Annotated in this window: 26 protein-coding genes; 17 read left to right on the top strand and 9 right to left on the bottom strand. The window is 71.3% G+C overall.

The features are described from left to right. Positions 1 to 38: 38 nt before the first annotated feature. Complete coding sequence (locus tag BLT44_RS11775) at positions 39 to 533, bottom strand: DUF3515 family protein (protein ID WP_010156867.1); 495 nt, start codon at positions 531 to 533, stop codon at positions 39 to 41. 88 nt (positions 534 to 621) lie between these two features. Between BLT44_RS11775 and thiL the strand changes: the two genes are divergently transcribed. Further along, positions 622 to 1,716 (top strand): thiamine-phosphate kinase, encoded by a 1,095-nt coding sequence (gene thiL, locus BLT44_RS11770; protein WP_010156868.1) that lies wholly within the window; start codon positions 622 to 624, stop codon positions 1,714 to 1,716. 42 nt (positions 1,717 to 1,758) lie between these two features. On the opposite strand, the gene BLT44_RS11765 is transcribed toward thiL, so the two are convergent. The 5 genes from BLT44_RS11765 to BLT44_RS11750 all read right to left on the bottom strand — a co-directional run bounded on the left by BLT44_RS11765 (position 1,759) and on the right by BLT44_RS11750 (position 4,787). After that, positions 1,759 to 2,130 carry a hypothetical protein gene (locus BLT44_RS11765; RefSeq protein WP_010156869.1) on the bottom strand — a complete coding sequence of 124 codons (372 nt, stop codon included), beginning with the start codon at positions 2,128 to 2,130 and terminating at the stop codon, positions 1,759 to 1,761. 6 nt (positions 2,131 to 2,136) lie between these two features. Further along, positions 2,137 to 2,265 carry a hypothetical protein gene (locus tag BLT44_RS16080; RefSeq protein WP_269208766.1) on the bottom strand — a complete coding sequence of 43 codons (129 nt, stop codon included), beginning with the start codon at positions 2,263 to 2,265 and terminating at the stop codon, positions 2,137 to 2,139. 66 nt (positions 2,266 to 2,331) lie between these two features. Beyond that, positions 2,332 to 2,613: a WXG100 family type VII secretion target gene (locus BLT44_RS11760; protein WP_010156870.1), complete on the bottom strand. Its 282-nt coding sequence runs from the start codon at positions 2,611 to 2,613 to the stop codon at positions 2,332 to 2,334. After that, positions 2,610 to 3,113: a hypothetical protein gene (locus BLT44_RS15955; protein ID WP_231291548.1), complete on the bottom strand. Its 504-nt coding sequence runs from the start codon at positions 3,111 to 3,113 to the stop codon at positions 2,610 to 2,612. Before BLT44_RS15955 ends, BLT44_RS11760 begins: the two co-directional genes overlap by 4 nt. Before the next feature lie 117 nt (positions 3,114 to 3,230). Next, positions 3,231 to 4,787, bottom strand: a complete 1,557-nt coding sequence (locus BLT44_RS11750; protein ID WP_010156872.1) for a PucR family transcriptional regulator — start codon at positions 4,785 to 4,787, stop codon at positions 3,231 to 3,233. A gap of 156 nt (positions 4,788 to 4,943) precedes the next feature. Here BLT44_RS11750 and gabT point away from each other — a divergent pair, with 156 nt between their 5' ends. Then, complete coding sequence (gene gabT / locus BLT44_RS11745) at positions 4,944 to 6,281, top strand: 4-aminobutyrate--2-oxoglutarate transaminase (RefSeq protein ID WP_010156873.1); 1,338 nt, start codon at positions 4,944 to 4,946, stop codon at positions 6,279 to 6,281. Positions 6,282 to 6,323: 42 nt separating this feature from the next. Then, positions 6,324 to 7,793 carry an NAD-dependent succinate-semialdehyde dehydrogenase gene (locus tag BLT44_RS11740; protein ID WP_010156874.1) on the top strand — a complete coding sequence of 490 codons (1,470 nt, stop codon included), beginning with the start codon at positions 6,324 to 6,326 and terminating at the stop codon, positions 7,791 to 7,793. A 184-nt stretch (positions 7,794 to 7,977) separates the two neighbouring features. Here the strand turns inward: BLT44_RS11740 and rsmD are convergent, their stop codons facing one another. Then, on the bottom strand, positions 7,978 to 8,568 hold the full coding sequence (gene rsmD / locus BLT44_RS11735; RefSeq protein ID WP_010156875.1) for a 16S rRNA (guanine(966)-N(2))-methyltransferase RsmD: 591 nt from the start codon (positions 8,566 to 8,568) through the stop codon (positions 7,978 to 7,980). A 43-nt stretch (positions 8,569 to 8,611) separates the two neighbouring features. Between rsmD and BLT44_RS11730 the strand changes: the two genes are divergently transcribed. From BLT44_RS11730 to mutM, 11 genes are all read left to right on the top strand, one after another. After that, positions 8,612 to 10,831, top strand: a complete 2,220-nt coding sequence (locus tag BLT44_RS11730; protein ID WP_010156877.1) for an ATP-dependent DNA helicase RecG — start codon at positions 8,612 to 8,614, stop codon at positions 10,829 to 10,831. A 220-nt stretch (positions 10,832 to 11,051) separates the two neighbouring features. Beyond that, a complete protein-coding gene (locus tag BLT44_RS11725) occupies positions 11,052 to 11,963 on the top strand; it encodes an ABC transporter ATP-binding protein (protein WP_010156878.1) in 912 nt (303 codons plus the stop codon). 64 nt (positions 11,964 to 12,027) lie between these two features. Further along, positions 12,028 to 12,909, top strand: a complete 882-nt coding sequence (locus BLT44_RS11720; RefSeq protein ID WP_010156879.1) for an ABC transporter permease — start codon at positions 12,028 to 12,030, stop codon at positions 12,907 to 12,909. A 41-nt stretch (positions 12,910 to 12,950) separates the two neighbouring features. Then, the gene (locus BLT44_RS11715) at positions 12,951 to 14,360 is read left to right on the top strand and encodes a sensor histidine kinase (protein WP_074690231.1); all 1,410 of its coding nucleotides are present in this window, start codon (positions 12,951 to 12,953) and stop codon (positions 14,358 to 14,360) included. Beyond that, the gene (locus BLT44_RS11710; RefSeq protein WP_010157791.1) at positions 14,347 to 15,036 is read left to right on the top strand and encodes a response regulator; all 690 of its coding nucleotides are present in this window, start codon (positions 14,347 to 14,349) and stop codon (positions 15,034 to 15,036) included. The genes BLT44_RS11715 and BLT44_RS11710 overlap by 14 nt, the downstream gene beginning before the upstream one ends. 75 nt (positions 15,037 to 15,111) lie before the next feature. Continuing rightward, complete coding sequence (locus BLT44_RS11705; protein ID WP_010157792.1) at positions 15,112 to 16,095, top strand: siderophore-interacting protein; 984 nt, start codon at positions 15,112 to 15,114, stop codon at positions 16,093 to 16,095. A gap of 77 nt (positions 16,096 to 16,172) precedes the next feature. Continuing rightward, positions 16,173 to 16,664: a pantetheine-phosphate adenylyltransferase gene (gene coaD / locus BLT44_RS11700; RefSeq protein WP_029608393.1), complete on the top strand. Its 492-nt coding sequence runs from the start codon at positions 16,173 to 16,175 to the stop codon at positions 16,662 to 16,664. A gap of 97 nt (positions 16,665 to 16,761) precedes the next feature. Then, on the top strand, positions 16,762 to 17,382 hold the full coding sequence (locus BLT44_RS11695) for a YceD family protein (RefSeq protein ID WP_010157794.1): 621 nt from the start codon (positions 16,762 to 16,764) through the stop codon (positions 17,380 to 17,382). Positions 17,383 to 17,395: 13 nt separating this feature from the next. Further along, on the top strand, positions 17,396 to 17,599 hold the full coding sequence (gene rpmF / locus BLT44_RS11690; RefSeq protein ID WP_010157795.1) for a 50S ribosomal protein L32: 204 nt from the start codon (positions 17,396 to 17,398) through the stop codon (positions 17,597 to 17,599). Between the two features lie 73 nt (positions 17,600 to 17,672). Continuing rightward, a complete protein-coding gene (gene rnc / locus BLT44_RS11685) occupies positions 17,673 to 18,341 on the top strand; it encodes a ribonuclease III (protein WP_010157796.1) in 669 nt (222 codons plus the stop codon). Then, on the top strand, positions 18,334 to 19,281 hold the full coding sequence (gene mutM / locus BLT44_RS11680; RefSeq protein WP_074690365.1) for a bifunctional DNA-formamidopyrimidine glycosylase/DNA-(apurinic or apyrimidinic site) lyase: 948 nt from the start codon (positions 18,334 to 18,336) through the stop codon (positions 19,279 to 19,281). Before rnc ends, mutM begins: the two co-directional genes overlap by 8 nt. 49 nt (positions 19,282 to 19,330) lie before the next feature. Here mutM and BLT44_RS11675 read toward each other — a convergent pair whose 3' ends face one another. Continuing rightward, positions 19,331 to 19,858, bottom strand: a complete 528-nt coding sequence (locus tag BLT44_RS11675) for a GNAT family N-acetyltransferase (protein ID WP_029608293.1) — start codon at positions 19,856 to 19,858, stop codon at positions 19,331 to 19,333. A gap of 50 nt (positions 19,859 to 19,908) precedes the next feature. Between BLT44_RS11675 and BLT44_RS11670 the strand changes: the two genes are divergently transcribed. Beyond that, positions 19,909 to 20,169: a hypothetical protein gene (locus tag BLT44_RS11670; protein ID WP_010156883.1), complete on the top strand. Its 261-nt coding sequence runs from the start codon at positions 19,909 to 19,911 to the stop codon at positions 20,167 to 20,169. Here BLT44_RS11670 and BLT44_RS11665 read toward each other — a convergent pair. Continuing rightward, on the bottom strand, positions 20,166 to 20,786 hold the full coding sequence (locus tag BLT44_RS11665) for a chorismate mutase (protein ID WP_010156884.1): 621 nt from the start codon (positions 20,784 to 20,786) through the stop codon (positions 20,166 to 20,168). The two genes, BLT44_RS11670 and BLT44_RS11665, sit on opposite strands and share 4 nt — an antisense overlap. Positions 20,787 to 20,856: 70 nt before the next feature. Here BLT44_RS11665 and BLT44_RS11660 point away from each other — a divergent pair, with 70 nt between their 5' ends. Both BLT44_RS11660 and BLT44_RS11655 read left to right on the top strand, forming a co-directional pair. After that, complete coding sequence (locus BLT44_RS11660) at positions 20,857 to 21,252, top strand: DUF4260 family protein (RefSeq protein ID WP_029608294.1); 396 nt, start codon at positions 20,857 to 20,859, stop codon at positions 21,250 to 21,252. Positions 21,253 to 21,359: 107 nt separating this feature from the next. Further along, positions 21,360 to 25,139 (top strand): chromosome segregation SMC family protein, encoded by a 3,780-nt coding sequence (locus BLT44_RS11655; protein ID WP_074690229.1) that lies wholly within the window; start codon positions 21,360 to 21,362, stop codon positions 25,137 to 25,139. The last annotated feature ends 6 nt before the right edge of the window (positions 25,140 to 25,145 follow it).

Raw genomic sequence — 25,145 nt, 5'->3', positions numbered from 1 at the left:
GAGGGGCTTCTGCTGCGCGGGGCTCCTGCTGCGCGGGGCTACTGCTGTGCGCCGGGCACGTCGAACGTGTCTGACAGGGTGGTGCACTGGCGCTCCTGCGGCAGCTGCTGCACGACCGCGCCGAGGTCGACCGCGGTCTCGGTGCCGCTGACCTGGTCGGAGTCGACGTAGACGGCGAGACCGGGGGAGCGGCCGTAGGGCTCGAACCGGTAGATGGGCGCAGCCGATTCGTCGATCACCCAGTCGACGCCGTTGACATTGACGCAGGTGTCGGTCGTGGGGCCGGTCGGCTCCACGCCGCACACGAGCTGCACGGCGCCATCCCCCCAGGCGCCCGTCGCCTGCGCGTTCGTATAGCGTCGCTCCTCGCCCGCGACGACCTCGGGCAGCCGAACGATCACGTTCGCGCACGCGGGGTCGTTGGCGTTCTCCGCAGCCTCCATCGGCACGATCGGCGCGCAGGCGGTGAGAAGGGTCGCCGTGCTCGCGAGTGCTGCGGACAGTGCGGCGATCTTCAGGGCGCGAGACTTCACCGCTCCAGCCTACTCGTCGGCGGCTGGTCGCATGCTGCGGGCCGGCGGGCGGTTGCGGCGGTAGCGTGGGGATGTGAACGCACGAGAGATGCCCGGAGTCACCGTCGGCGAGCTGGGGGAGCCGGGGGTGCTCGCCCGTGTGCTCGCGCAGCTCTCGGGCGCGCGCGCCGCTCTGCTCGGGCCGGGTGACGACTGCGCGGTGCTCGGTCGCGCGGGCGACGTGGTGGTGACGACGGACACGATGATCGAGGGCCCCGACTTCAGGCTCCCGTGGCACGACGGGTTCGAGCTGGGGTGGAAGCTCGCGGCCACGAACCTCTCCGACGTCGCCGCGATGGGTGCGCGCCCGACCGCGCTGACCGTGGCGCTGGCGGTGCCCCGTGACACGCCCGTGGTGCTGCTCGAACGCATCGCTGAGGGGCTCGACGCCGCGTGCCGAGCGCTGGCCCCGGGCTGCGGGGTCGTCGGCGGCGACCTCGGTCGCGCACCGGTGGTGGTCGCCGCGGTGACGGCGCTGGGCGACCTGGAGGGTCGCCCACCCGTGGTGCGCTCCGGCGCGCGCGCGGGCGACGTCGTGGCGTACGCGGGTGACCTGGGGCTTGCCGGGCTCGGGCTGTCGCTGCTCTTCAGCGAGGCTGTCGATGCGGAGGGGAACGCGAGCGCGGACGAGGTGCCGCGACTGCGCGCGAGCCACCCCGACGCCATCGCCGCTCAGCTCGCTCCCACTCCGCCCATTCCGCTGGGGGTCGAGGCCGCCGAGGCGGGGGCGACCGCGATGATGGACGTCTCCGATTCGCTCTCCATCGATGCCGAGCGGTTGGCGCGGGCGAGCGGCGTGCGCGTCGATTTCTCCGCCGAACTGCTGGTGTCGGGCTTCGGGCGCCGGGGATCCGGCGTGCGCGGCGGTGGGCTCGAACCCGCGGAGCCCGGCTCGCAGGGGCAGCCCGCGGTCGAGATGCCGATCGACGCCATGCTCTTCGGCGGCGAGGATCACGGTCTGCTCGCGACGTTCCCGGCCGGCGCTGCGCTGCCCGACGGGTTCCGTCCGATCGGTGCGGTGCTGGCCGGGGAAGCGGCGCCCGGGACGGGCGGCGCGCCCGGAGCGCTCGTGGCGCTCGACGGTGCGCCGCTCACGGTTCGCGGGTGGGATCCGTACACGGTGCAGGTGCCGGGTGTCGTGTAGCGCTCGCCGCCTCCGCCGCCCTCGCGCTCCGGCTCCTCGCGGTCAGGGCTGCGCCTTCGGCACCTTTCCGTCGGGGCCGAAGCCGAGCTGCAGGTCGCGCAGCAGGAAGGTCTCGGGCGGGCGGTCGTGCTCGAAGTAGTGGAGGAAGGCGTCTGCGGCTTCCGCATACGTGAAGACCTCGTGCTCGTGCACGGAGATGCGGTTCTCGCCGAGGCGGATCTCCCGATTCGGCGCGCTCGCCTGCGATCCGTCACGGGGACGCCCCAGCGCGTACTGGCGATACGCGCCGTCGCGGTTCGTCTTCCATTCGATGGCCATCGCGTCTCGGGTGCCGCCGGCCTGGAGAAACGTGAGCGGATACCGCGTCGTGTCGACGTCCCAGAAATCGACGCCCTCCGGGCCGGGCCATAACACGAAGCCTCACTCGTCCACGCCATCGAGCAGCCAGAGGCAGCGTTCCAACTGGTCATGATGGGACATGAACCAGTCGGTGAACTCTGATCGTTGCAGATCAGGGCCGATGGAAGTCATGTAGTGCGGGGGCGTCACGGCAAGGTCCTTCTGTCGGAAGCGAGGCGTGGCGGGCGGTCAAGGGAAGCGATCCTCTTCCGCGAATCACGTCCAGAGCTGGTACACGGCTGATTCGGTGTTGCAGAGTGTCTCGGTGGCTGCGTTCGCCCCGTTCACCACCTGAAGAGCGACGTGCCGCATTGCGTCCATGTGCTCTCGCCACTGTGCATGGGCATGGGCATGGGCGGCCTGCGCCTCTCCCGACCACGCTTGGTGAAGAACGTCGACTCGGGCGTCGAGCTGCTGCAAAGTTGCGTCCATGGCTGATAGTCGCGCGGAGATTTCGGCGGTTTTCTCCTGCGCCCCCGCCTCGTCGAGCGTGATCACGATCCGCGCACCTTGCCGTCCGGTCCGAAGCCGAGTTGCAGGTCGCGCAGCTCGTACGTCGCCGGCGGACTGTCGTGCAGAAAGTAGTGATGGAAGATGTCCGCCGCCTCCTCGTACGAGAAGACCTCGTGCTCGTACGCGAAGATGCGATTCTCGCCCAGGCGGATCTCGTGATCGGGCTGCGTCGCATCTTTGCCTGGGTTACTGCCGGGATGCCCAACGGCGTATTGCCGAAACTCGCCGTCGCGGTTCGTCTTCCATTCGATGGCCATGCCGTCCCGGGTACCGCCGGCCTGCAGAAACGTCATCGGATATATCGTCATGTCGACGTCCCAGAAATCTACTCCGTCTGGTCCGCGCCACAATGCCAATGCGCGATGATCGCCGCTGTCCAGCAAAGACAACAATCTCGTCAGCTGCTCAAGCGCAGGTATGACGATCTCATTGAGCTCTGAGCGGCTCGCATATTTTTCGATTTTTGTCAGGTAGTACACGGTCATCTACAGCACTGTCTCCTGATGTATGAAGCGGGCCAACGTGCCTCCAGCGGCTCAACCGGCCCCCAGCTGATGCCCACGCTAGCAGAAATGTCGACGATCAGTCACATTGAGTGAAGCTCAGGCGTGCGCACGCGGCGCGGCGAGTCGCAGCGCGGCCCAGAGGTCGGCTCGCACGTCGGGGGAATCGAGGTCGACCTCCAGCAGGTGCGCGGCCGTCTGCACGCGCGACTTCAGCGTGTGGCGGTGCAGGGCGAGCTCGGTCGCAGCGGCACTGGTCTGGCCGTGGTGGGCGAGCCACGCGGTCAGGGCCTCCTCGATGCGGTCGCCGTGACGCTCATCGTGGTGCCGCACGGGAGCCAGCAGCAGTTCGGCACGCCGCCTGGCCTCGGGCTGGCCGTCGAGCAGGTGGATGACCCCCTCGTGGGTCGCGGGCGAGTACTCGACAGGGGCGTGCACCGCGGTCGAGATCGCCCGGTGCAGTGCGAGATCCGCCTGCATCGCGGCCTCCTGCAGATCGGCGAGCGGCACGCGGTCGGAGATCCCGGCGGCGAGCCCGTGAGCGGCGAAGAGGCGCCGGATCGCCGGCAGGTGGCGCGACTCGGCGACGATGGTCGGAGTCGCGCTCGCGGTGGCGGTGAAGAGGCCCGGGCTGCCCGCGTCGAGCGACTGCAGATCTTCGGCGAAGGTCGGGTCGAGGTGATCCGGCCCCGGGTAGCGCACCAGCACAACCTGCCCCTGCGGAAACCGGGCGAGCACCCCCGCGGAGAGGCGCTCGGCGAGTGGGAGCTGCCCCGCGAGCAGCAGCTCCAGGATCGCGTCGCGCAGCACCGCCTGAGCCGACCGGATGCCACTGCGGTGCTCCAGCTGCACCGTGGCGAGTGCACCGACCAGCCCGTGCAGTGCGCGCTCAGCCGTATCGGGCACCCCGCGCTCTTCGACCGCGAGCACGCCGAGCACGTGCTCGCGGCGGCCGAGCGCCTGCAGGTGCATTCCCGTGCCGGTCTCCGTCTCGATGCGCCCGGCGCTCGCGCCGCGCTCGATGAGCCGCCGCGCCTCGCGCCGCACCCAGTCGACCGGGAAGTCGGGTCGGGCGTGCTCGGGCGCGAATTCGACGATGCGGCCGAAGCGGTCGGTGATGCAGACCCAGTGGCCGAGGCGCGACGCCGCCTCCCGCACCGCGGCGCCGAGACCGTCGCGGTGCAGAGATGCGTTCGCCACGGCGCGCTGCGACTCCAGCGACCAGATGTCGCGATCCCGCGTCTTGGCCTCGAGCAGCCGGGCGGCGGTCTGCACGATCTCGATGAACGCCGTGTCGTAGGGCACCCGGAAGAGCGGGAAGTCGAGCCGGTCGCAGGCCGCGACGACGAGCGCGGGCACCCGGTCCCAGTGCAGCCCGACGGCGACGCCGAGGGCCGTCACCCCGGCGTCGATGAGCCGCTGGATGTAATCGGCGGCATCGGCATCCGAGTGCAGGGAGCCGAACCGGGCTCCCGTGGTGAGGAGCACGGTGCGGGGGGTGAGGAACGGCGCCGGATCCTCGAGCTCGCTGACGTGCACCCACTGCACGGGCCGCCGCGACGCTGCGCGGCTCGCGCCGGCGATCAGCGCGAGCTCGAGCTGGTACTGGTGGAGCAGCTCGCCGAGCTCGATCGTCGGGCCGGTCGAGGCGTCCATCGATCCTCCGCTTCCACTCCTGCCAGAATGGTGAAAGTGGGCGGGAGCAAACTCCATTCTGGCACAGGGCAATCTGCTCGCCAGGCCGTAGGCTGAAGCAGCACCCAACGGAGCCCGCGACCGCGGGTTCCCCGAGACTCACAAGGAGAATCAGTCATGACAGCAGTCACCGGCGGTCCCTCGCTCCCGCAGGAGCGCAAGCTCGTCACCAGCATCCCCGGCCCGAAGTCGCAGGAGATGCTCGCACGCAAGAACGCCGCCGTCGCCTCGGGCGTGGGCGTCGCGCTCCCCGTCTCGATCGTCGCTGCCGGCGGAGGCGTCATGGTCGACGTCGACGGCAACTCCCTCATCGACCTGGGCTCGGGCATCGCCGTCACCGGCGTCGGCAACGCCGCCCCCGCAGTCGTCGAAGCCGTGACCAACCAGGTGCAGCAGTTCACGCACACCTGCTTCACCGTCACCCCCTATGAGGGCTACGTCGCCGTCGCCGAGAAGCTCAACGAGCTCACTCCGGGCGATCACGAGAAGCGCTCGGCGCTCTTCAACTCGGGCGCCGAGGCCGTGGAGAACGCGATCAAGATCGCTCGTCACTACACGAAGAAGAACGCCGTCGTCGTCTTCGACCACGCCTACCACGGCCGCACCAACCTCACCATGGGCATGACCGCCAAGAACATCCCCTACAAGGACGGGTTCGGCCCCTTCGCCCCCGAGGTCTACCGCGTTCCCACGTCGTACCCGTTCCGCGACGGCCTCTCGGGCGCCGACGCGGCGGCAGTCGCGCTGAGCCAGATCGAGAAGCAGGTCGGCGCGGGCAACCTCGCAGCGATCATCATCGAGCCCATCCAGGGCGAGGGCGGCTTCATCGCCCCCGCCGAGGGCTTCCTCCCCGCGCTGCAGGAGTGGGCGACCGCGAACAACGTCGTCTTCATCCTCGACGAGGTGCAGACCGGCTTCGCGCGCACCGGCGACCTCTTCGCCGCGAACCACGAGGGCGTCGTGCCCGACCTGGTCACCACCGCGAAGGGCATCGCGGGCGGTCTGCCGCTTTCGGCCGTCACCGGCCGCGCCGAGATCATGGACTCCGCTCACGCGGGCGGCCTGGGCGGCACCTACGCGGGCAGCCCCATCGCCTGCGCCGCGGCGCTCGCGACGATCGACACCTACGAGCGCGAGAACCTCACCGAGCGCGCCCGCGAGATCGGCGCGATCATCGACGAGTTCTTCGGCGAGCTGCAGAAGACCGACGACCGCATCGGCGACATCCGCGGGCGCGGTGCGATGAAGGCCATCGAGCTGGTCGAGTCGGGTTCGCAGAAGCCCGCCGCCGCGCTCACCGGGGCGATCGCCAAGGCAGCCGGCGAGCAGGCCGTCGTCGTGCTCACCTGCGGCACCTACGGTAACGTCATCCGCTTCCTCCCGCCGCTCTCGATCTCGGACGAGCTGCTGCGCGAGGGCCTGCAGGTCGTCGCAGACGCGCTCGCAGCGAACTGACCCGCGTCCCGCGATCCAGAGTTCTCTGAAAGGACACGAAACATGGCATTGAAGCCCAACGAGCAGGAGCTGCTCGACCGCGTCGCCTCCGGCCTCGGCATCGGCGGCACCTGGGAGCCGTCGACCTCCGGCGCCACCCTCGACGTGCACGACCCCGCGACCGGTGAAGTCATCAAGACGATCGCCGACGCGACCGTCGAGGACGCCGTGCGCGCACTCGACGCCGCCGTCGACGCTCAGGAGCAGTGGGCGGCGACTTCGAGCCGCGAGCGCTCGAACATCCTGCGCCGCGCCTTCGACCTGCTGATGGAGCGCAAGGAGGAGTTCGCGCTCCTCATGAGCATGGAGATGGGCAAGCCCATCGCCGAGGCCCGTGGAGAGGTCGTCTACGGCGGCGAGTTCCTCCGCTGGTTCTCGGAGGAGGCCGTGCGGGTTCCCGGCGACTACCGCCAGAACCCCGAGGGCACCGGCACCATGATCGTCTCGCAGATGCCGGTCGGGCCGTGCTACTTCATCACGCCCTGGAACTTCCCGCTCGCGATGGCCACCCGCAAGATCGCACCCGCGCTCGCCGCGGGCTGCACGGTCGTCATCAAGCCGGCGGCGCTCACCCCGCTGACCACGATCTTCTTCGCGCAGCTGCTCGAAGAGGCCGGCCTCCCCGCCGGCGTGGTCAACGTCGTCGCCACCTCGAAGTCGAGCGCGCAGTCGAGCGCGCTCCTCTCCGATCCGCGCCTGCGCAAGCTCTCCTTCACCGGTTCGACGCCCGTCGGCGTCAAGCTGCTGCAGGCCGCAGCGCAGAACGTGCTCCGCACCTCGATGGAGCTCGGCGGCAACGCCCCGTTCATCGTGTTCGAGGACGCGGATCTCGATAAGGCCGTCGAAGGCGCGATGCTCGCGAAGTTCCGCAACATCGGCCAGGCCTGCACCGCTGCGAACCGCATCATCGTGCACGAGTCGGTCGCCGACGAGTTCGCGCGTCGCGTCGGCGAGAAGGTCGCCGCCATGACGATCGGCCGCGGCGCCGACGAGGGCAACGACATCGGAGCGCTCGTCGAGGAGAAGGCCGTGACGAACACGGCGCGTCTCGTCGCCGATGCCGTCGAGACCGGAGCGAAGATCGTGACGGGCGGCGAAGCCGTCGACGGGCCGGGGCACTTCTTCCAGCCCACCGTCATCGATCACATCAGCCCGCAGGCTGCGATCATGCGCGAGGAGATCTTCGGGCCCGTGCTCGGCATCATCCGCTTCTCGACCGAGGAGGAGGCGGTCGAGATCGCCAACAACACCGAGTACGGCCTCGTGAGCTACGTGTTCACCGAGAACATTGGTCGCGGCCACCGCATGATCGAGAAGCTCGAGACCGGCATGATGGGCCTGAACACCGGCCTCGTCTCGAACGCCGCGGCGCCCTTCGGCGGCGTGAAGCAGTCGGGCATCGGCCGCGAGGGCGGCTTCGAGGGGATCCACGAGTTCCTCTCGTCGAAGTACACCCTGCTGCCGCGCTCCTGAGCATCGCAGTGAGCTGAACGGGCTCGGGATCGCAAGATCCCGGGCCCGTTTGCCTTTCTGACACCCCGGCATCGTGCAGTGGATTCGGTGTCGTGCAGTGCCGGATGCGCGATGTCATCCGTCTACAGCCGGATTTCCTGCGCGAGCATCACGCGAAGTTCGAAGATGGCTCCGTGATCCGCGGCTACTCCGCGGGCTCGGCCCACCACAGCGCGGTCTCGCCGTAGCGCTTCTCGCGCACCGGCTGCAGCCCGGCCGGCCACGTCGGCTCGGGCGAACGCGTGCTGCGCTCGACGAGCACCGCGCCGCCGTCGACGACCATCGGCGCCAGCGTCTCGAGCACCTCGGCGATCTCCGCCTCGGAGTGGTCGTACGGCGGATCGATCATCACGACGTCCCACCGCGGCGTCACTGATCGTTCGCGCTCCGCCGCGAGAAACGTCTGCACCGACTGCCGCACGACCTCGATCCGCGGAGCCTCGGCCGACGAGCGGCCGAACGCGTCGAGCACTGTGCGCGTGTTCCGCTTCGCGACCTCCGCGGCCTGCGGGTGCTTCTCGACGAGCACGATGCTCGCCGCGCCCCGGCTCGCCGCCTCGAGGCCGAGCGCGCCCGATCCCGCGTAGAGATCGAGCACGCTCACGTCGTCGATCAGGTCCCACGACGTGAGCGTGGAGAAGACCGCCTCGCGCACCCGGTCGCTGGTCGGGCGCGTGCCCGACTTGGGAACGTCGAGCCGCAGTGAACCGGCTGCTCCGGCGATGATTCTCGTCACGATTCGAGCGTAGCGCGTCGGCGGTCGGCGATACGCTGGAGGAATGACCCGGGCGACCCTCGACACCCCCCTCGCCGGAGTGGTCGGCGATCGCACCGCGAAGCCGCTCGAGCGCGCCTTCGAGATGCGCACGGTCGGCGATCTGCTGCACCACTTCCCCCGTCGCTACTCGCGCCGCGGTGAACTGACCCCGTTGAACGACCTGCCCGTGGGGGAGCAGATCGCGGTGGTCGCCCAGGTGCTCGACGTGCGCGAGCGCCAGATGCAGCGGCGCAACGGGAAGCTGCTGGAGGCCCGCATCACCGACGGCACGGGCACGCTCACGCTCACGTTCTTCAACCAGCAGTGGCGCGTTCGCGAGCTGCTGCCCGGCAAGCGCGGCCTCTTCGCGGGCAAGGTCAGCGAGTACCGCGGCCAGCTGCAGTTGCAGCACCCCGAGTACGAGCTCTTCGAGCACCGCGACGACGCGCCCGGTGGCGACCGACTCGACGAGGCGGCCGCGAAGGCGTGGTCGGAGACGCCGGTGCCGATCTATCCGGCGACGGCGCAGGTGCCCACCTGGACGCTGCAGCGGGCCGTCGAGCTCGCACTTGACGCCCTCGGCGATGTGCCCGATCCGCTGCCCGATGAGATCCGAACGGCGGAGGGCGTCGAGCGGCTCGGCCGCGCCCTCGAGCACATCCACCGACCGCAGACCGACGCCGACTGGCGCGCGGCCCGCGACAGCTTCCGCTTCCGCGAGGCGTTCGAGCTGCAGCTCGCGCTGCTCGACCGGCGGCGCCGTGCCGGCCTGCAGTCGAGCACCCCGAGGCCGGGCGCCGCCGACGGCGTGGCCGCACGGTTCGACGCGGCGCTGCCGTTCGAGCTGACCGGCGATCAGCGGCGATCCGGGGCGACCATCTCGGCGGAGCTCGCGCAGCCGCACCCGATGCACCGCCTGCTGCAGGGCGAGGTCGGATCGGGCAAGACGCTCGTGGCCCTGCGCGCCATGCTGCAGGTCGCCGACAGCGAGGGGCAGAGCGCCCTGCTCGCGCCCACGGAGGTGCTCGCCGCGCAGCACTACCGCTCCATCGTCGACTCGCTCGGCCCCGAGCTCACGGAGGAGCTGCGGCCGGTGCTGCTCACCGGTCGCATGCCGGTCGCCGAGCGCAAGCGCGTGCTGCTCGCGCTGGTATCGGGCGCCTCGCGCATCGCCGTCGGCACGCACGCGCTGATCAGCGAGGGGGTGTCGTTCCTCGACCTCGGTCTGATCGTGGTCGACGAGCAGCACCGCTTCGGCGTCGAGCAGCGGGAGGCGCTGCGGCAGAAGGGCAACCAGCCGCACGTGCTCGCGATGACCGCGACGCCGATTCCGAGAACCGTCGCCCTCACGGCGTTCGGCGACCTCGAGGTGTCGACGATTCGGGAGCTGCCCCCCGGCCGACAGGGGATCTCGACGTTCGCGGTGCCCGAGATCGAGATGCCGAACCGAGCGGCCCGCGTCTGGGCGAGGGCGGGGGAGGATCTCGCGGCGGGGCGTCAGGTGTACGTGGTCTGCCCGGCGATCGCACCCGGCGAGATCGAGGACGGGTTCGAGAGCCCGGACGAGGCGGCAGACCCCGCCGCGCGACGAGGATCGGACGCCGCGGACGATGCGGCGGCGGCACGTCGGCTCGCGAACGTCGAGGAGACCGTCGAGGAGCTGCGCCGCCATCCGGCGTTCGCCGGAGCGGAGATCGCCGGCCTGCACGGCGGCATGCCGTCTGATGAGAAGGACCGGGTGATGCGCGGCTTCGCTTCGGGCGCCATCGGTGTGCTCGTGGCGACGACGGTCATCGAGGTGGGCGTCAACGTGCCGAACGCGTCGATCATGATCGTGCGCGACGCCGACCGCTTCGGCATCTCCCAGCTGCATCAGCTCCGGGGCCGGGTCGGTCGCGGGGAGCACGCGGGGCTCTGCCTCCTGATGACGGCGGCGGCCGCGGGCACCGTGGCCCGGGAGCGCATCGAGGCGGTCGCCGCGACGTCGGACGGGTTCGCGCTCGCCGAGATCGACCTCGAGCTGCGGCGCGAGGGCGACATTCTGGGAACCGCGCAGTCGGGCGGCCGCTCGACCCTCCGGCTCCTCCGCGTCGCGGAGCACGGGCCCCTCATCGCGCACGCCCGCGAGGTGGCGGGTGCGCTGCTCGAACGCGATCCCGAGCTCGCCGACGCACCGGGTCTCGCCGAACTCGTCGCGAAGGATCACGAGGCCGGTCTGCTCGACAACCTCGCGAAGTCGTAACGCCAGAAGGCGGAGCGGGAGCCCGTGCGCGGCGCCCCTGCGCGGCGTCCGGTCCGCTCGCCCGCGCTCCGCGCCCGCGCACCGCACGTACGCACCGCGGCACCGACCCCCGGTACTCGAGTACTACGCGGGTCGGCACCCGCGACCGATGCGCCGACGGCCGCCCGAATCTACCGTTGAAGCAACGTCGCGCACACTGCGGCGAAGAAACGGAGACATCATGATCGAAGCGCGCGGGCTCACCAAGCACTACGGCAGCAAGACGGCGGTCGACGACGTCACGTTCAGCATCAAGCCCGGGCAGGTGACTGGCTTTCTCGGCCCGAACGGCGCCGGAAAGTCGACGAGCATGCGGCTGATGCTCGGCCTCGACCGGCCGACCTCGGGCACGGTGACGGTGAACGGCGGGCGCTACGCCGACGCGGCGGCGCCGCTCTCCGAGGTCGGGGCGCTGCTCGACGCGAAGGGCGTGCACCCGGGCCGCAGCGCTCGCAGCCACCTGCGGGCGCTCGCGGCGACGCACGGCATTCCGGATCGCAGGGTCTCGGAGGTGCTCGAGCAGACGGGCCTGTCGGGCGTCGCGAATCGGCGCGTCGGCGGGTTCTCGCTCGGCATGGGGCAGCGTCTCGGCATCGCGGCGGCGCTGCTCGGCGATCCGCGGATCCTGATCCTGGACGAGCCCGTGAACGGGCTCGATCCCGACGGAGTGCTATGGGTGCGCCAGCTGCTGCGCCACCTCGCATCCGAGGGGCGCACGGTGCTGCTGTCGAGCCACCTCATGAGCGAGATGGCGCAGACCGCCGACCACGTCATCGTGCTCGGGCGCGGACGCGTGGTCGCCGACGCGCCCATCGGTGAGTTCATCGGGGGCGGGCGCACCTCGAGCGTCGCCGTTCGCAGCCCGCAGGCGACGAAGCTCGCGTCGCTGCTGATGAGCGCGCAGCGCGAGGGCGTCACCCTCGAACCGCGGGGCGACGAGGGGTTCACCGTGCGCGGCCTCGCCGCTGCCGACATCGGCGCCGTCGCGGCGGCCCACCAGATCGCGCTGCACGAGCTGAGCCCGCAGCAGGCGAGCCTCGAAGACGCCTACCTCGAGCTCACCCGCGGCGAGGTCGAGTACTCGACCTCGTGAACCCGCGGCGCGCCAGCGCCCCGCCCTCGTCCGCTGTGACCTTCGACTGAGAAAAGAGAATTCCATGACCTCCACCATCGTGATCGACGCCGGCTCGGCGCCGACGCCACCCGCGACCCCGCAGCGCTCGTCGGCGGGCGCCGCCCCCGGCCGGGTGACCTTCGGCGGCGTCCTGCGCTCGGAGCGCATCAAGCTCACGTCGCTCCGGAGCATCAAGCTCACGCTGCTGATCACCGTGATCGTCGGAATCGGGCTGAGCACCGCCATCGCACTGCTCTTCAGCAACGAGATGCGCGATGCGGGCAGCGTCGCGGGCGACAGCGATCTGCAGTTCTACCTGCTGGTCGTCTCGACGTTCGCATCGCCGTTCCTCGCACTCATCTTCGGGGTGCTCGGCGTGTTCGCCATCTCGAGCGAGTACTCGAGCGGCATGATCCTCTCGACGCTCACCGCGGTGCCGAAGCGCACTCCGGTGTTCCTGGGGAAGGCGCTCGTGCTCGCCGCGGTGTCTGCGCTCACCGCTCTCGTGCTCGTCGCGGGCGGCCTCGCGGCGGCCGTGATCTGCTACCCGCAGAGTGCCGCGGAGATCGGCAGCTCCATGGTGATCACCGGAGTGCTCGGCACGATCGCCTACCTGGTGCTGATCTCGCTCTTCGCGTTCGGCGTCTCGGTGCTGCTGCGGTCGACCGCGGGCGGCATCGCCGTGGTGGCGGGCGTGACCTTCGTGCTGCCGATCGCCTTCCAGATGCTGACCATGACCGGCTGGGAGTGGGTGACCACGGTCAGCGCGTATCTTCCGGCGCAGCTCGGGTCGGTGCTGTCGGCCGGTGCGGTGGAGGTCGCGAGCGGCCCCACCTTCGCGGTCGCGATGCTCGCGATGGCGGTCTGGGTCGTCGCGGTGATGCTCCCGGCGGCGGCGGCGTTCAAGCGTCGGGACGCCCGCTGACGCACATCTCGACAGGGAGGCGTGCCAGTACAGTGAACGGTATGACGCCGGATGCCGAGGTGCGCCTCCCTCGCCCGCCCGGAGTGATCCGGCGGGCCTTCGCCGCGCATCCCCGAGCCGTCGACATCACGATCGTCGTCTGGTACTTCATCGGCAGCGCCCTCGGGTTCACCCTCGACATCGCGACGTCGACGACGTGGGACGAGGCGACCGGGTCGAGCACCTGGGAGGGCGTGCCCGCGCACCTGATGTGGCCCTGGGTGCTCATCGCGATCCTGCGCGTACTGATCATCGCGGCGGCCCTGCTCTTCCGCCGTCGCTTCCCGCTGGTCGGGCTCATCGTCATCGTGGTGGTGACGTTCGGCGAGCAGGGCATCCAGGCGCTCGCCAACGGCGTGGCGCTCATGTTCCTGCTGTACGCCGTGCCGGTGTATCGCAGCGTCGCGGCGGGATGGGTCGCCTACGGAATCGCGGTGGCGGCGTCCCTGCTGCAGTCCGCACTGTCGTTCTGGCGGGGATCGGCGAATTTCGAGGCGACGAGCCCGGCGAATCTGCTCGCGGCCGAGTCGACCTCGGTGCAGAGCATCGGCGAGCTGATCACGATCTCGATCATCAGCGCGGTCTGGCTGCTGGCGATCCTCATGCTCGGGATCAACCTCGGGAACCGTCGCCGGTACATCGCGGCCGTGATCGATCGCGCGCACCAGCTGGCGCGTGAGCGCGACCAGCTCGCGCAGCTCGCGGTGGCGGAGGAGCGATCGCGCATCGCACGGGAGATGCACGACATCGTCGCGCACTCGGTCTCGGTGATGATCGCGCTGTCGGAGGGCGCGGCGCGCGCCTCGGAGCGGGCGCCCGAGGCCGCCGCGGACGCCATGCGCCGGAGCGCCGAGACGGGGCGCACGGCGCTCGCCGAGATGCGGCGCCTGCTCGGTGCCCTGCACTCGAGCGGGGAGGAAGCCGATCTGCTCCCGCAGCCGGGCGTCGAGGATCTGCCGCAGCTGGTCGAGGGGTTCTCGAAGGCGGGCCTGCTCGTCACGCTCGACGTGCAGGGCAGCGCGGCCGGGGATCGCGGGCAGGATCTCGCCGTCTACCGCGTGGTGCAGGAGGGTCTGACCAACGTGCTGCGCTACGCCGGCACCGGGGCGCGCGTGCGCGTGACCCTCGATCGTGAGGCGGATCGCACGACGGTGCTGGTGCGCGACTACGGGCCGGCACCGGGCGCGCCCCCGCCCGTCGCCGGCCTGGGGTCGGGGCGCGGCCTCGCGGGGCTCGCCGAACGCGCGCGCGTCTTCGGTGGCAAGATCGAGTCGGGCCCCGTACCGGCCGGCTCCGGCGGCGGGTGGCGCCTGTGGGCGGTGCTCCCGGTGAGCGCTGCGGCCAGCGGTGCCGACGAGCCGTCGACGCCGCCCCGAGATTCGAGCGAGAGGAGCCCCGATGGCAACCGATGAGATTCGCGTCATGCTGGTCGACGATCAGGAGCTGATCCGCACCGGCTTCAAGCTGGTGCTGCTGGGGGAGCCCGACATCGACGTCGTGGCGGAGGCCTCGGACGGGGCCGCGGCCCTGCAGCGGCTCGAGGACCTCGGGCCCGGGGGGTGCGATCTGGTGCTCATAGATGTGCGCATGCCCGGCATGAACGGCATCGACGCGACCGCCGAGATCGCGCGCCGCTTCCCCGACGTGCGGGTGCTGGTGCTGACCACGTTCGATCTCGACGAGTACGCGACGGGAGCGATCCGCGCCGGGGCGAGCGGCTTCCTCCTGAAGGACGCGCGGCCGACCGAGCTGGTCGACGCCATCCACCGCGTCGCCGCCGGGGATGCGGCGATGGCGCCGAGCGTCACCCGCCGCATGCTCGAGCAGATGCGCGCCGGCGGCGGGCTGGAGTTCGCCGCCGCAGGCGCCGAGGCCCCACCCGCGGCCGACGCGGCGCTCGACGCGCTCACCGAGCGCGAGCTCGACGTGCTGCGGCTCATCGCCGAGGGCAGGAACAACGCGGAGATCAGCGGCGAGCTGTACCTCTCGGAGTCGACGGTGAAGACCCATGTGGGCCGGGTGCTCGCCAAGCTGCAGCTGCGCGACCGCGTGCACGCGGTGATCTTCGCCAAGCAGCACGGACTCTGACCGATCCGCCCGAGCGCGCCCCGCCCGGAGCGCGCCCCGCCCGCGCACGCCCCCAGACCTTTCAGGGAGATTCTCGTGAGTACATCCGCCTACCGCCTGTTCGACGTCGTGGTGACGGAGATGCATCGGCCGTCGCCCGGCTTCGTGCGCGTGGTGCTCACCGGCCCGGGGCTCGAGCGATTCCGCTTCATCGGCACGGATCAACGCGTCAAGATCCTGCTCCCGAACGATCGCGGCGTCATCCCGCCGCTCGGAGACGGCGACGGCTGGTATCAGGCGTGGTGCGCGCTCGCCGACGAGGATCGGCCGCCCATGCGCACCTACACGCCGCGTGCGTTCCATCGCGATGCGGCGGGCGCGCGGCTGACGGTCGACTTCGCGCGGCACGCGGCCGACCCCGGTCCGGCCTCCGCCTGGGCGGAGCAGGCGGTGGTCGGCGACGCGATGGCGATCCTCGGCCCCGACGCCGAATACTCGGGCGCGAACACGGCCGTCGGGTGGATTCCGCCGCGCGACGCGCGCCGCTTCCTCATCGTCGGCGACGACACGGCCCTTCCGGCGATCGCGGGCATTCTCGCGTCGCTCGATCGGAGCGCGTGCGCTCGGGTGATCCTCGAAGTCGGCGATGCCGCGGACGCCGCCCTGCTCGACGCCGACGAGATGCTCGCCGACGGTCGGCTGGAGCTGACGGTGCTCGAGCGCGACGAGTCAGATCGCGGCGCTGCGCTCGTCGCGGCGGTGCGCGCGCTCGGCGAGGTCTTCCCCGGTACGGCCGCCGCGACCCTCGAAACGTCGCGTGATGGGGCCGGGCGCGCGCCGAGCGCCGACCTGCAGGAGATCGACATCGATCGGGAGATCCTCTGGGAGGTGCCGGGCATGGACGCGGCGACGGGCGCACCGCTCGCGAGCGATGCGCGGCGTTCGGAGGGGTACGCCTGGCTGGCGGGGGAGGCCGGGGCGATCAAGGCGATACGCCGCCACCTGGTGAGCGAACGCGGCATCGACCGGCAATCCGTCGCCTTCATGGGGTACTGGCGCCGCGGGCGCGCCGAGAACTGACGTCGCGCTCCTTTGCGCGGGGCGCGTCTCGGTGCATTCTCAAGAAATCATCCGGCGGCGAACCCTAGGCTGAAGCCATGACGAAAATCGCTGTGGTTCCCGGCTCCTTCGACCCGGTGACGATGGGGCACCTCGATGTCATCCTCCGCGCCGCGGGCATCTTCGACGAGGTGCACGTACTGGTGGTGCACAACCCCAACAAGCACGCGATGCTGCCGATCTCGGAGCGGATGACGCTGATTCAGAAGTCGCTCGACGAGGCCGGCGCGCCGCAGAACATCACGGTCGCCTCCTGGTCGGTCGGCCTCCTCGTCGACTACTGCACCGAGGTCGGCGCATCGGTGCTCGTGAAGGGCATCCGGTCGCAGATCGACGTATCGTACGAGACCCCGATGGCGATCATGAACCGCAGCCTCGCCGACGTCGAGACGGTGTTCATGCTCCCGGATCCCGCTCACGCGCACGTGTCGAGCACGCTCGTGCGGCAGGTGTCGGAGATGGGCGGCGATGTGAGCCCGTACGTGCCCGCAGCCGTCGCGCGCTTCCTCGACACGCGACGCCCGGCGTAGGGCTCGACCGATCCGCGATCGCGAAGCCCGGCGCGCCGGGTGTTTCGCGGCCCGCGAAGAGAGCGGATCCTCCGCCGCGCCGCGGTAGAATGGGTCGGTGAGCAACAGCCGAGTCTACGAGGAGAACGTCCGCGACATCATCAACCGCCCGGGGGAGATGCGGGAGCGGGGTCGCACACTGACGGTTCCGGAGAAGTTCGGCGAGGGCCTCGCCGAGATCCGGGAGGGCGCCGAGCTCGATCTCGACGTGCGCTTGGAGTCGGTGCACGAGGGGATTCTCGTCTCCGCCGAGGTGGCGACGACGATGCACGCCGAGTGCGGTCGGTGCCTGAAAGCGTTCACCACGCCGTTCGAAGTCGAGTTCCAGGAACTTTTCGCGTATACTCCTACGGAGGCCGACGAGTACGAGGTTCACGGTGATCACGTGGATCTTGAACCTCCGCTCCGAGACGCGGTAGTGCTTGCACTGCCGTTCCAGCCTGTGTGTCGTCCGGACTGCCCGGGTCTCGATCCCGAGTCCGGTGAGTTGCGCGACACCGAGGCTGCAGTGCCGAACAGTGCGGATATCGATCCGCGGTGGGCGGCGCTGGCGGGTTTCGCTCCGGAAGGTGCGGCTGCCCCTGAACACGCAGGAGCACCCCACGAAGTGAAGACCAATGCAGTCGAGGCTGAAGTAGACCACGGCTCGGGTGAGACTCCCGAGTCCGCAAGCAAGTAGGAAAGAGAGCATCATGGCTGTTCCCAAGCGGAAGATGTCGCGATCGAACACCCGTCACCGTCGTTCGGCGTGGAAGGCTTCGGCACCCACCCTGGTGAAGACCGAAGAGAACGGTCGCACCGTGTACAGCCTGCCGCACCGCGCCCGCGTGGTCGAGGATTCGCAGGGCAACGCCCTCTTCCTCGAGTACAAGGGCCGCAAGGTCGCCGACGCCTGAGTTGACCCAGAGCGTTGCAGAGCCGTCGGGCTCCCCGGAAGGGGACCCCGGCGGCTTTCTCCATGCATTCGGCGTGCAGGCCGACCCCGAACTGGTGCAGCTCGCGCTGACGCATCGCTCGTGGGCGTACGAGCACGGCGGCGCGCCGCACAACGAGCGGCTCGAGTTCCTCGGCGACGCGGTGCTCGGCCAAGCCGTCACCGTCGAGCTCTTCACGACGTTCCCCGACCTCAGCGAGGGCGAGCTCGCGAAGCGCCGCGCCGCCCTCGTCTCCACCGTCGCGCTGGCCTCGGTCGCGCGTCGGCTCGGTCTCGGCGATCTGCTGCGCCTCGGCAGGGGCGAGGAGCTGACGGGAGGGCGCGACAAGGACTCGCTGCTGGCGGACGCCGTGGAGGCGATCATCGGCGCCGTGTACCTGTCGACGGGGCCCGCGACCGCCACGGCGTTCGTGCTCGATCTCGTCGCGCCGTTGCTCGACGACGCCGACCGCTTCCTCGACGCGCTCGAAGCGCTCGATCCGAAGACGTCGCTGCAGCAGGAGGCGTCGCGCCGCGGACTGGCCCACCCGCCCTACGAGACCACGGGGGCGGGCCCCGATCACGATCGCCGGTACACCTCCCGCGTGACGCTCGACGGCGTGACGGGTCGCGGCGAGGGCACGAGCAAGAAGGCGGCCGAGCTCGCCGCCGCGCGCGATGCGGTGGCGCGGCTGCGCACGCCCGCGAAGCGCCGACGTGCCTGAGCTTCCCGAAGTCGAGGTCGTGCGCGCGGGGCTCGCCCCCGCGGTGACGGGCGCGCGCGTCGCCGCCGTCGAGGTGCGCGATGCGCGCGCGCTCAAGCGGCACCTGCCCACGAGCGGCGACGACGGGCTCGGCGGGCACGGCGTCACCCTCAGCGAGGCCGCCGCCGCGGCCCGGAGCGCAGACTTCGAGCGGCGCACCACCGGGATCCGGCTCGGCGCGCCCGAGCGGCGCGGCAAGTTCCTGTGGATACCGACGTCGGGAGCGTCGGCGGACGGCTCGCCGCTCGCGCTGCTCGCCCACCTGGGCATGAGCGGGCAGCTGCTCCTGCGCGCGCACGACGCCGTCGATGACCGCCACGTGCGGATTCGCATGTGGATCGAGCACGCGCAGCACGGCGAGCTGCGCGTCGACTTCGCCGATCAGCGACTGTTCGGCTCGCTGGCCCTCGACGCGCTGCGGGCCGCGCCCGACGGCGTGGGCGCGGTGCCGGCGCAGGCCGCGCACATCGCACGGGATCCGCTCGACCCGGCCTTCGACGACGCCCGGTTCATCGCCGCGCTGCGCAGCCGCGCGACGGGCGTGAAGAAGCTGCTGCTCGATCAGACGCTCATCAGCGGGGTCGGCAACATCTACGCGGATGAGGCGCTGTGGCGCGCGCGGCTGCACCCGGACACGCGGGGCTCTGCGATCGGCCCGCGCAAGGCCGCCGAGCTGCTGGCGGTGCTGCGCGCGGTGTTCGCGCAGGCCCTCAGCGAGGGCGGCACCAGCTTCGACGCGCAGTACGTCAACGTCAACGGCCAGGCCGGGTACTTCGCGCACTCGCTGAATGCGTACGGGCGGGCGGGGGAGCCGTGCGCCAGATGCGGCACGCCGATCCGGCGCGTGCCCTTCGGCGGGCGGTCGTCGCACTTCTGCCCGCGGTGCCAGCGCAAGCGCTGACGCCCTCCAGCGCCGCCGTCGTCGCGGGGCGAAGCGGGCCCGCGCGCCGTCAGTGCGGCTCGGCGTCGCCGCGATCCACCGCGAAGGCCAGATGCGGCATGTCGACGCCGCGATAGTGCTTCGTGAAGCGCCCGCGGACGGTCATGCCGAGCCGGATCGCGACGTTCATCGAAGCGATGTTGGTGTCGCGCACCTGCGCCCAGAGGCGGTCTGCGCCGAGCTCAGCGAAGGCGTACCGCTGCGCTGCTCGTGCGGCTTCGACGGCGTACCCCCGGTGCCAGTGCGCACGATTGAAGAGGTAGCCGACCTCGAGCACCTCCGCGTCCATGATGCGCTGCGTCGTGAGCCCGCACTGGCCGATCATCGCGCCGGTGCTGCGCAGGTCGACGGCCCAGAGCCCGAAGCCGTCCTCCCGGTAGCGTCTCTGCATCCCGTCGAGCCAGCTCAGCGTCATCGCCTCGTCGAAGGCGCCCTCGTACGCGGTCATCGCCTCGTCGTCCTGCAGGATGGTGCGAAGCGACGGCAGGTCGGCGGAGGTCATATCGCGGAGGCGGAGTCGGGGTGTCTCGAGGTGCACCAGACCATTCTCCGGCATCAATTACTTCGTGCACGAGTTAGGCTGAGGCCGTGCGTGAACGAAAGCGGCGACTCTGGCATGCGACTCCCTGGGACGGCCAGCCCGGATTCTGGGCGGCCTGGCGGCGCTTCTTCTACCAGTTCGAAGGCACTGCGCAGCTCGGCGACCCGAACGAGCCCGCGTACGTCGCGCCGGCCGACCCGTCGTGCCCGATCTGCGGGAAGCCGATGAGCGACCACCGCATCGACCGCGGCGGCCCGGGCAAGCCGACCTACCTGCAGTGCCCCAAGGAGGCGGCCGCGACCGGCTAGCGGCGGACGTGGTCCAGCAGATCGCGCACGCGCTCCAGCTCGGCCGCGTCCACGTCGTCGAGATCCTCCGCGGCCTCCGCACCGCTCGCAGCGGTGGCGAGCACCAGCTCGGCCTCAGCAGATCGACCGGAGGCGATCAGCAGCTCGCCGAGCACGACCGCGGCGCGCAGCCGCAGGGACAGGTCGGAGGCGGTGTCGAGCAGGCGGATGAGCTCGCTCGTCGCGACAGCCGCGTCGCCCCGCTCCGCCGAGGAGAGCGCGCGCTGCAGCAGGAGCTCGGGGTTCTCCGCCTCGACCACCGCCGCACCGGACCCCGCTGCGCCCGTCTCCGCAGCCGCCCCGCGGTGCACATCGAGCTCCAGCGAGATGAACGCACCGATCAGCGCGCGGTACGTCGCCTCGACCACGTCGGGCGACGCCCCCTGCTCGACGGCGAGCGCGCGCACCCGCGCGATCACCTGCTCGACGCGGGCGGGCGCTCGCACGGCCGCCGCATCGGCCTTCAGCGATCCCGCTCGAACCACGCACGCCTGCCGCTCCGCGATCAGTGCGACCATGCGCCGGTCGATCGCGTCGATACGGCGGCGAACGTCGGCGAGGGCATCGGGTGCGGTCATGCCTCCAGGGTACTGGGCCGGGCCCCGGCCGTGAACGGGGCGTGCGCGGCGACGCCGTAGACTCGGGGGCATGAACTTCATGCGTCTGAGCTGGGGAATGGGCGCCGCCGTCTGGTTCGCGGTGATCGTGCTGGTGTGCGTCGCGCTCGGCCCCGCCGCGGTGATCGTCGCGCTCGTCTTCGGGCTCGGCCCCGATCTCTCGCTCATCGGAGCGTTCGCGGAGCGCGGCCGCCTGAAGCCGTCGCGCGTGCGCCTGTACAACACCGTGCACACGATGACGGTGCCGATCGCGCTCCTCGTCATCGGGGTGGCGACGTTCTTCATCACCGGCGGGGTCGATGGCGGCTTCGTGTACATCGCGCTCGCCGGAGCCGCCTGGTTCGTGCACATCGCGGCGGATCGGGCCTTCGGCTACGGGTTCCGCGATGCCGACGGCACGATCATCCCGGTCGGCTTCGTCGTCTAGGCGCCCGACGCGAATCCTCCGCTCGGGGGAGCGCCACGCTCCCCGCACTGCGGCGGTGCCATACAGTAGGCCTCAGCACTCGCGCGGGTGAACGGGAGGGAGACGGCGTGCATCTGAAGAGCCTCACGCTCAAGGGCTTCAAATCGTTCGCGCAGCCGACCACCTTCCAGTTCGAGCCCGGCGTCACCGCGATCGTCGGGCCGAACGGCTCGGGCAAGTCGAACGTCGTCGACGCGCTCGCCTGGGTCATGGGGGAGCAGGGCGCGAAGACCCTGCGCGGCGGCAAGATGGAGGACGTCATCTTCGCGGGCACGTCGACGCGCGGCCCCCTCGGTCGCGCGGAGGTGCGCCTCACGATCGACAACTCCGATGGGGCGCTGCCCATCGAGTACACCGAGGTCACGATCAGTCGCACGCTGTTCCGCAACGGATCGAGCGAGTACGCGATCAACGGGGAGTCGTGCCGGCTGCTCGACGTGCAGGAGCTGCTGAGCGACTCGGGTCTCGGCCGGGAGATGCACGTGATCGTCGGCCAGGGCCAGCTCGACGCCGTGCTCCGTGCGACCGCCGAGGATCGCCGGGGGTTCATCGAGGAGGCCGCCGGGATTCTCAAGCACCGGCGGCGCAAGGAGCGCACGCTGCGCAAGCTCGAGGCGATGGAGACGAACCTCACGCGGTTGGGCGATCTCGCCGGCGAGATCCGTCGTCAGTTGAAGCCGCTCGGGCGGCAGGCCGAGGTCGCGCGCGCCGCGCAGGGCATCGCGGCGGAGGTGCGGGATGCGAAGGCGCGGCTGCTCGCCGATGACGTGCATCGTCTGCGCACCGAGCTCGATGCTCTCGCCCGCGATGAGTCGGAGCAGCACTCCGAGCGCATCGTGCTGCAGGAGCAGATCGAGCAGAAGCAGCTGCGCATCCAGCGGCTGGAGCAGGCCCAGCAGAGCGACGAGCTCGATGCGGCGCGGCGCGTCACGATCGGTCTCGAGTCGGTGCAGTCGAAGCTGCGCGGGCTCTCGGCTCAGGCCCAGCAGCGGCTCGCGTTCCTCGCGACGCAGGCGGAGGCGCCCGAGCAGATGCATCGCGTGACGCGATCCGCGCTGGACGAGGCCGCAGCGGAGGCGGTGCGGCTCGAAGCCCTCATCCCGGAGGCCGAACTCGCGTGGCAGCGGGCCGGCGAGACGACGCGGGCGGCGCAGCGGGAGCTCGACGCGATCGACGACCACATCGCGGCGCAGAGCGCGCTCGTCTCGAAGCACGACCTGCAGCTCTCGCAGTTGCGCGGGCGCGCCGAGGCGGCGGAGCAGAAGCGCGCCACCGTAGCGCAGGAGGTGGATCGGCGCGAGCAGGCCGTTGCGCAGGCGGAATCGCGCGCCGAGGAGGCGCGTCTGGCGCTCGATGCGTTCACCGAGCGCGAGGAGCTCGGCGATGCGGGCGACGGCGAGGCCGGAGTGTCGGGCGAGGATCAGGATCAGGCGTACCGCGCCGCGCGCGAGCGGCAGGCCGCCGCCGAGCAGCGCCGCGACGAGGTGCGCGAGCGGGTGCACGAGCTCGCCCAGGAGCTGGCGGGCCTCGAAGCGCATGTCAGTGCGCTGACGCGGTCGCTGGATCAGCGGGACGCGTCGGCCGCGCTGCTCGCCGAGGCGCCTCCGGGCATCGACGGCCGGGTGGCCGACCACGTGCGCGTCGCAGAAGGATCGGAGGCCGCGATCGCGGCCGCACTCGGGGCGTTCGCCGATGCCCTGCTCGCGCAGGACGCCGGCGCTGCGGGCGCCACCGTCGAGCGGGCGCGCGCGGAGGATCTGGGCCGGCTGCGGGCGGTGATCGCCGGAGCCGCGGAGCGGGCGGCTGTCGCGGGCGCGCAGGCGGCTCCGCCGACGGCCGCCGGGGCGACCCGAGCGCTCGACGTCGTGCTCGAGGCCCCGCCCGGGGTGCGGGCGCTGCTCGAGCGCAGCTACATCGCGCCCGATCTCGACGCCGCCATCGCCGCCGCAGCCGAATTGGGCGAGCACTGGCCGAGCGAGAGCTTCACCGTGGTGACGCACGACGGCGACGTCGCGACGGCGCACACCCTCAGCGGCGGGTCGAGCCTCGCGCCCTCCCGCATCGAGCTGACGGCGGAGCTCGAGCAGGCCGAGCAGCGCCGCACCGAGGTCGCCGCCGCCGTCGCGGAGCACGAGGCGGAGCTCGCCGACCTGCGCACGGCGTCGGCCTCGGCGAAGGCGGAGGCCGAGCGCGCTCTCGCCGAGCTGCGCGCAGGGGACGCCCGGCTCGCCGAGGTCGCTCAAGAGCGCAACCGCCTGTCGACGCGCGCGGAGGCGGCGACGGCCGAGGCCGAGCGCGCGCGGCAGGCGTTGACCGCCGTCGCCGCATCGGCGGCGGAAGCGACGAGCGACGCGGAGCGCGCAGCCCAGGCGCTCGAGGAGGCGTCATCGCAGCCGCGCCCCATCCTCGACGCGAGCCAGCGCGACGGCCTCGCGAGCGAGGTGGAGCAGGCCCGGGCGGCCGAACTGGAGGCCCGCCTCGCGCTCGAGACCGCGCGCGAGCGCGCGCGAGCCGCGGCGGCCCACCGCACGATGCTCGGCGAGCAGTTCGAGGCCGAGCGCCGCGCCGCCGAGGAGGCGGCCCGGCGTGCCGTGCTGCGCGCGCGCCAGGTGGCGCAGGCAGAGCGCGTGGGGGGAATGCTCCCCGCGATCCTCGACGCCTGCGACCGTTCGCTCGTCGAGGCCCGACTCGCCCAGCAGCAGGCCGAGCGCGAGCGCGCCAAGCACAGTCAGGAGCTCACGCTGCTGCGCTCCGAGGAGTCGGCCCTGCGGCAGCAGCTGCAGACGCTCGCCGAGCGGGTGCACGGCGCCGAGCTCAAGAGCTACGAGCGCAAACTGCAGCTCTCGGCGCTGCTCGAGCGCTCGGGCAACGAGCTGGGGCTCGTCGAAGACGTGCTGATCGCCGAGTACGGGCCGCACGTGCCGATTCCCGAGGCCGGTACCGACGGCGCCGCAGCAGCACCGCGGGGGCGCCGGGTGCCCAGCGCGGCAGATGACTCGGCTGCCGAAGTCGGCGAGCCCGAGGCGCCGCAGTACGCGAACGACCTCGAAGCGCAGCTCGCGGCCGAGCTCGGGCTCGATGCGCGCGCGTCGGGTGCCGCCGGCGGCGCGGAGGCACCCGACGCCGATGCCGGCGCCCGCACCGAGGCCGCGGAGGCCACCGCCGCAGACGCCCCGGGGCGCCCCTTCGTGCGCGCCGAGCAGGAGCGTCGACTCGCGAAGGCCGAGCGGCGGCTCGCCGAGCTCGGGCGCATCAACCCGCTCGCCCTCGAGGAGTTCGCCGCACTCGAGCAGCGGCACGCCTTCCTCAGCGAGCAGCTGCAAGACCTCACCCGCACCCGAGCCGATCTCCTCTCGATCATCGAGGAGCTCGACCAGAAGATGCAGGGCATCTTCGCGGCCGCCTTCGCCGACACGCGGGCGGCGTTCGCCGAGGTCTTCCCGATCCTCTTCCCGGGCGGCTCGGGCGAGATCGCGCTGAGCGACCCCGACGACCTGCTGCGCACCGGCATCGACATCGCGGTGCGGCCCGCCGGCAAGAAGGTGGAGCGCATGTCGCTCCTCTCCGGCGGCGAGCGCTCGCTCGCGGCGGTCGCGTGGCTCATGGCGATCTTCCAGGCGCGCCCGAGCCCGTTCTACATCGTCGACGAGGTGGAGGCCGCCCTCGACGACGCCAACCTGGGGCGGCTGCTGCAGGTGTTCGAGCGTCTGCGCGAGAACTCGCAGCTCATCATCATCACCCACCAGAAGCGCACGATGGAGATCGCCGACGCGCTCTACGGCGTGTCGATGCGCCACGACGGCATCTCGGCGGTCGTCGGGCAGCGCGTCGGCCGAGAGGTGGCCTGAGCGCAC

Source organism: Leucobacter chromiiresistens (assembly GCF_900102345.1).
GTDB lineage: Bacteria > Actinomycetota > Actinomycetes > Actinomycetales > Microbacteriaceae > Leucobacter > Leucobacter chromiiresistens.
The sequence above is the reverse complement of the archived record's forward strand: the minus strand, read 5'-3'. Positions and strand labels throughout refer to the sequence as shown.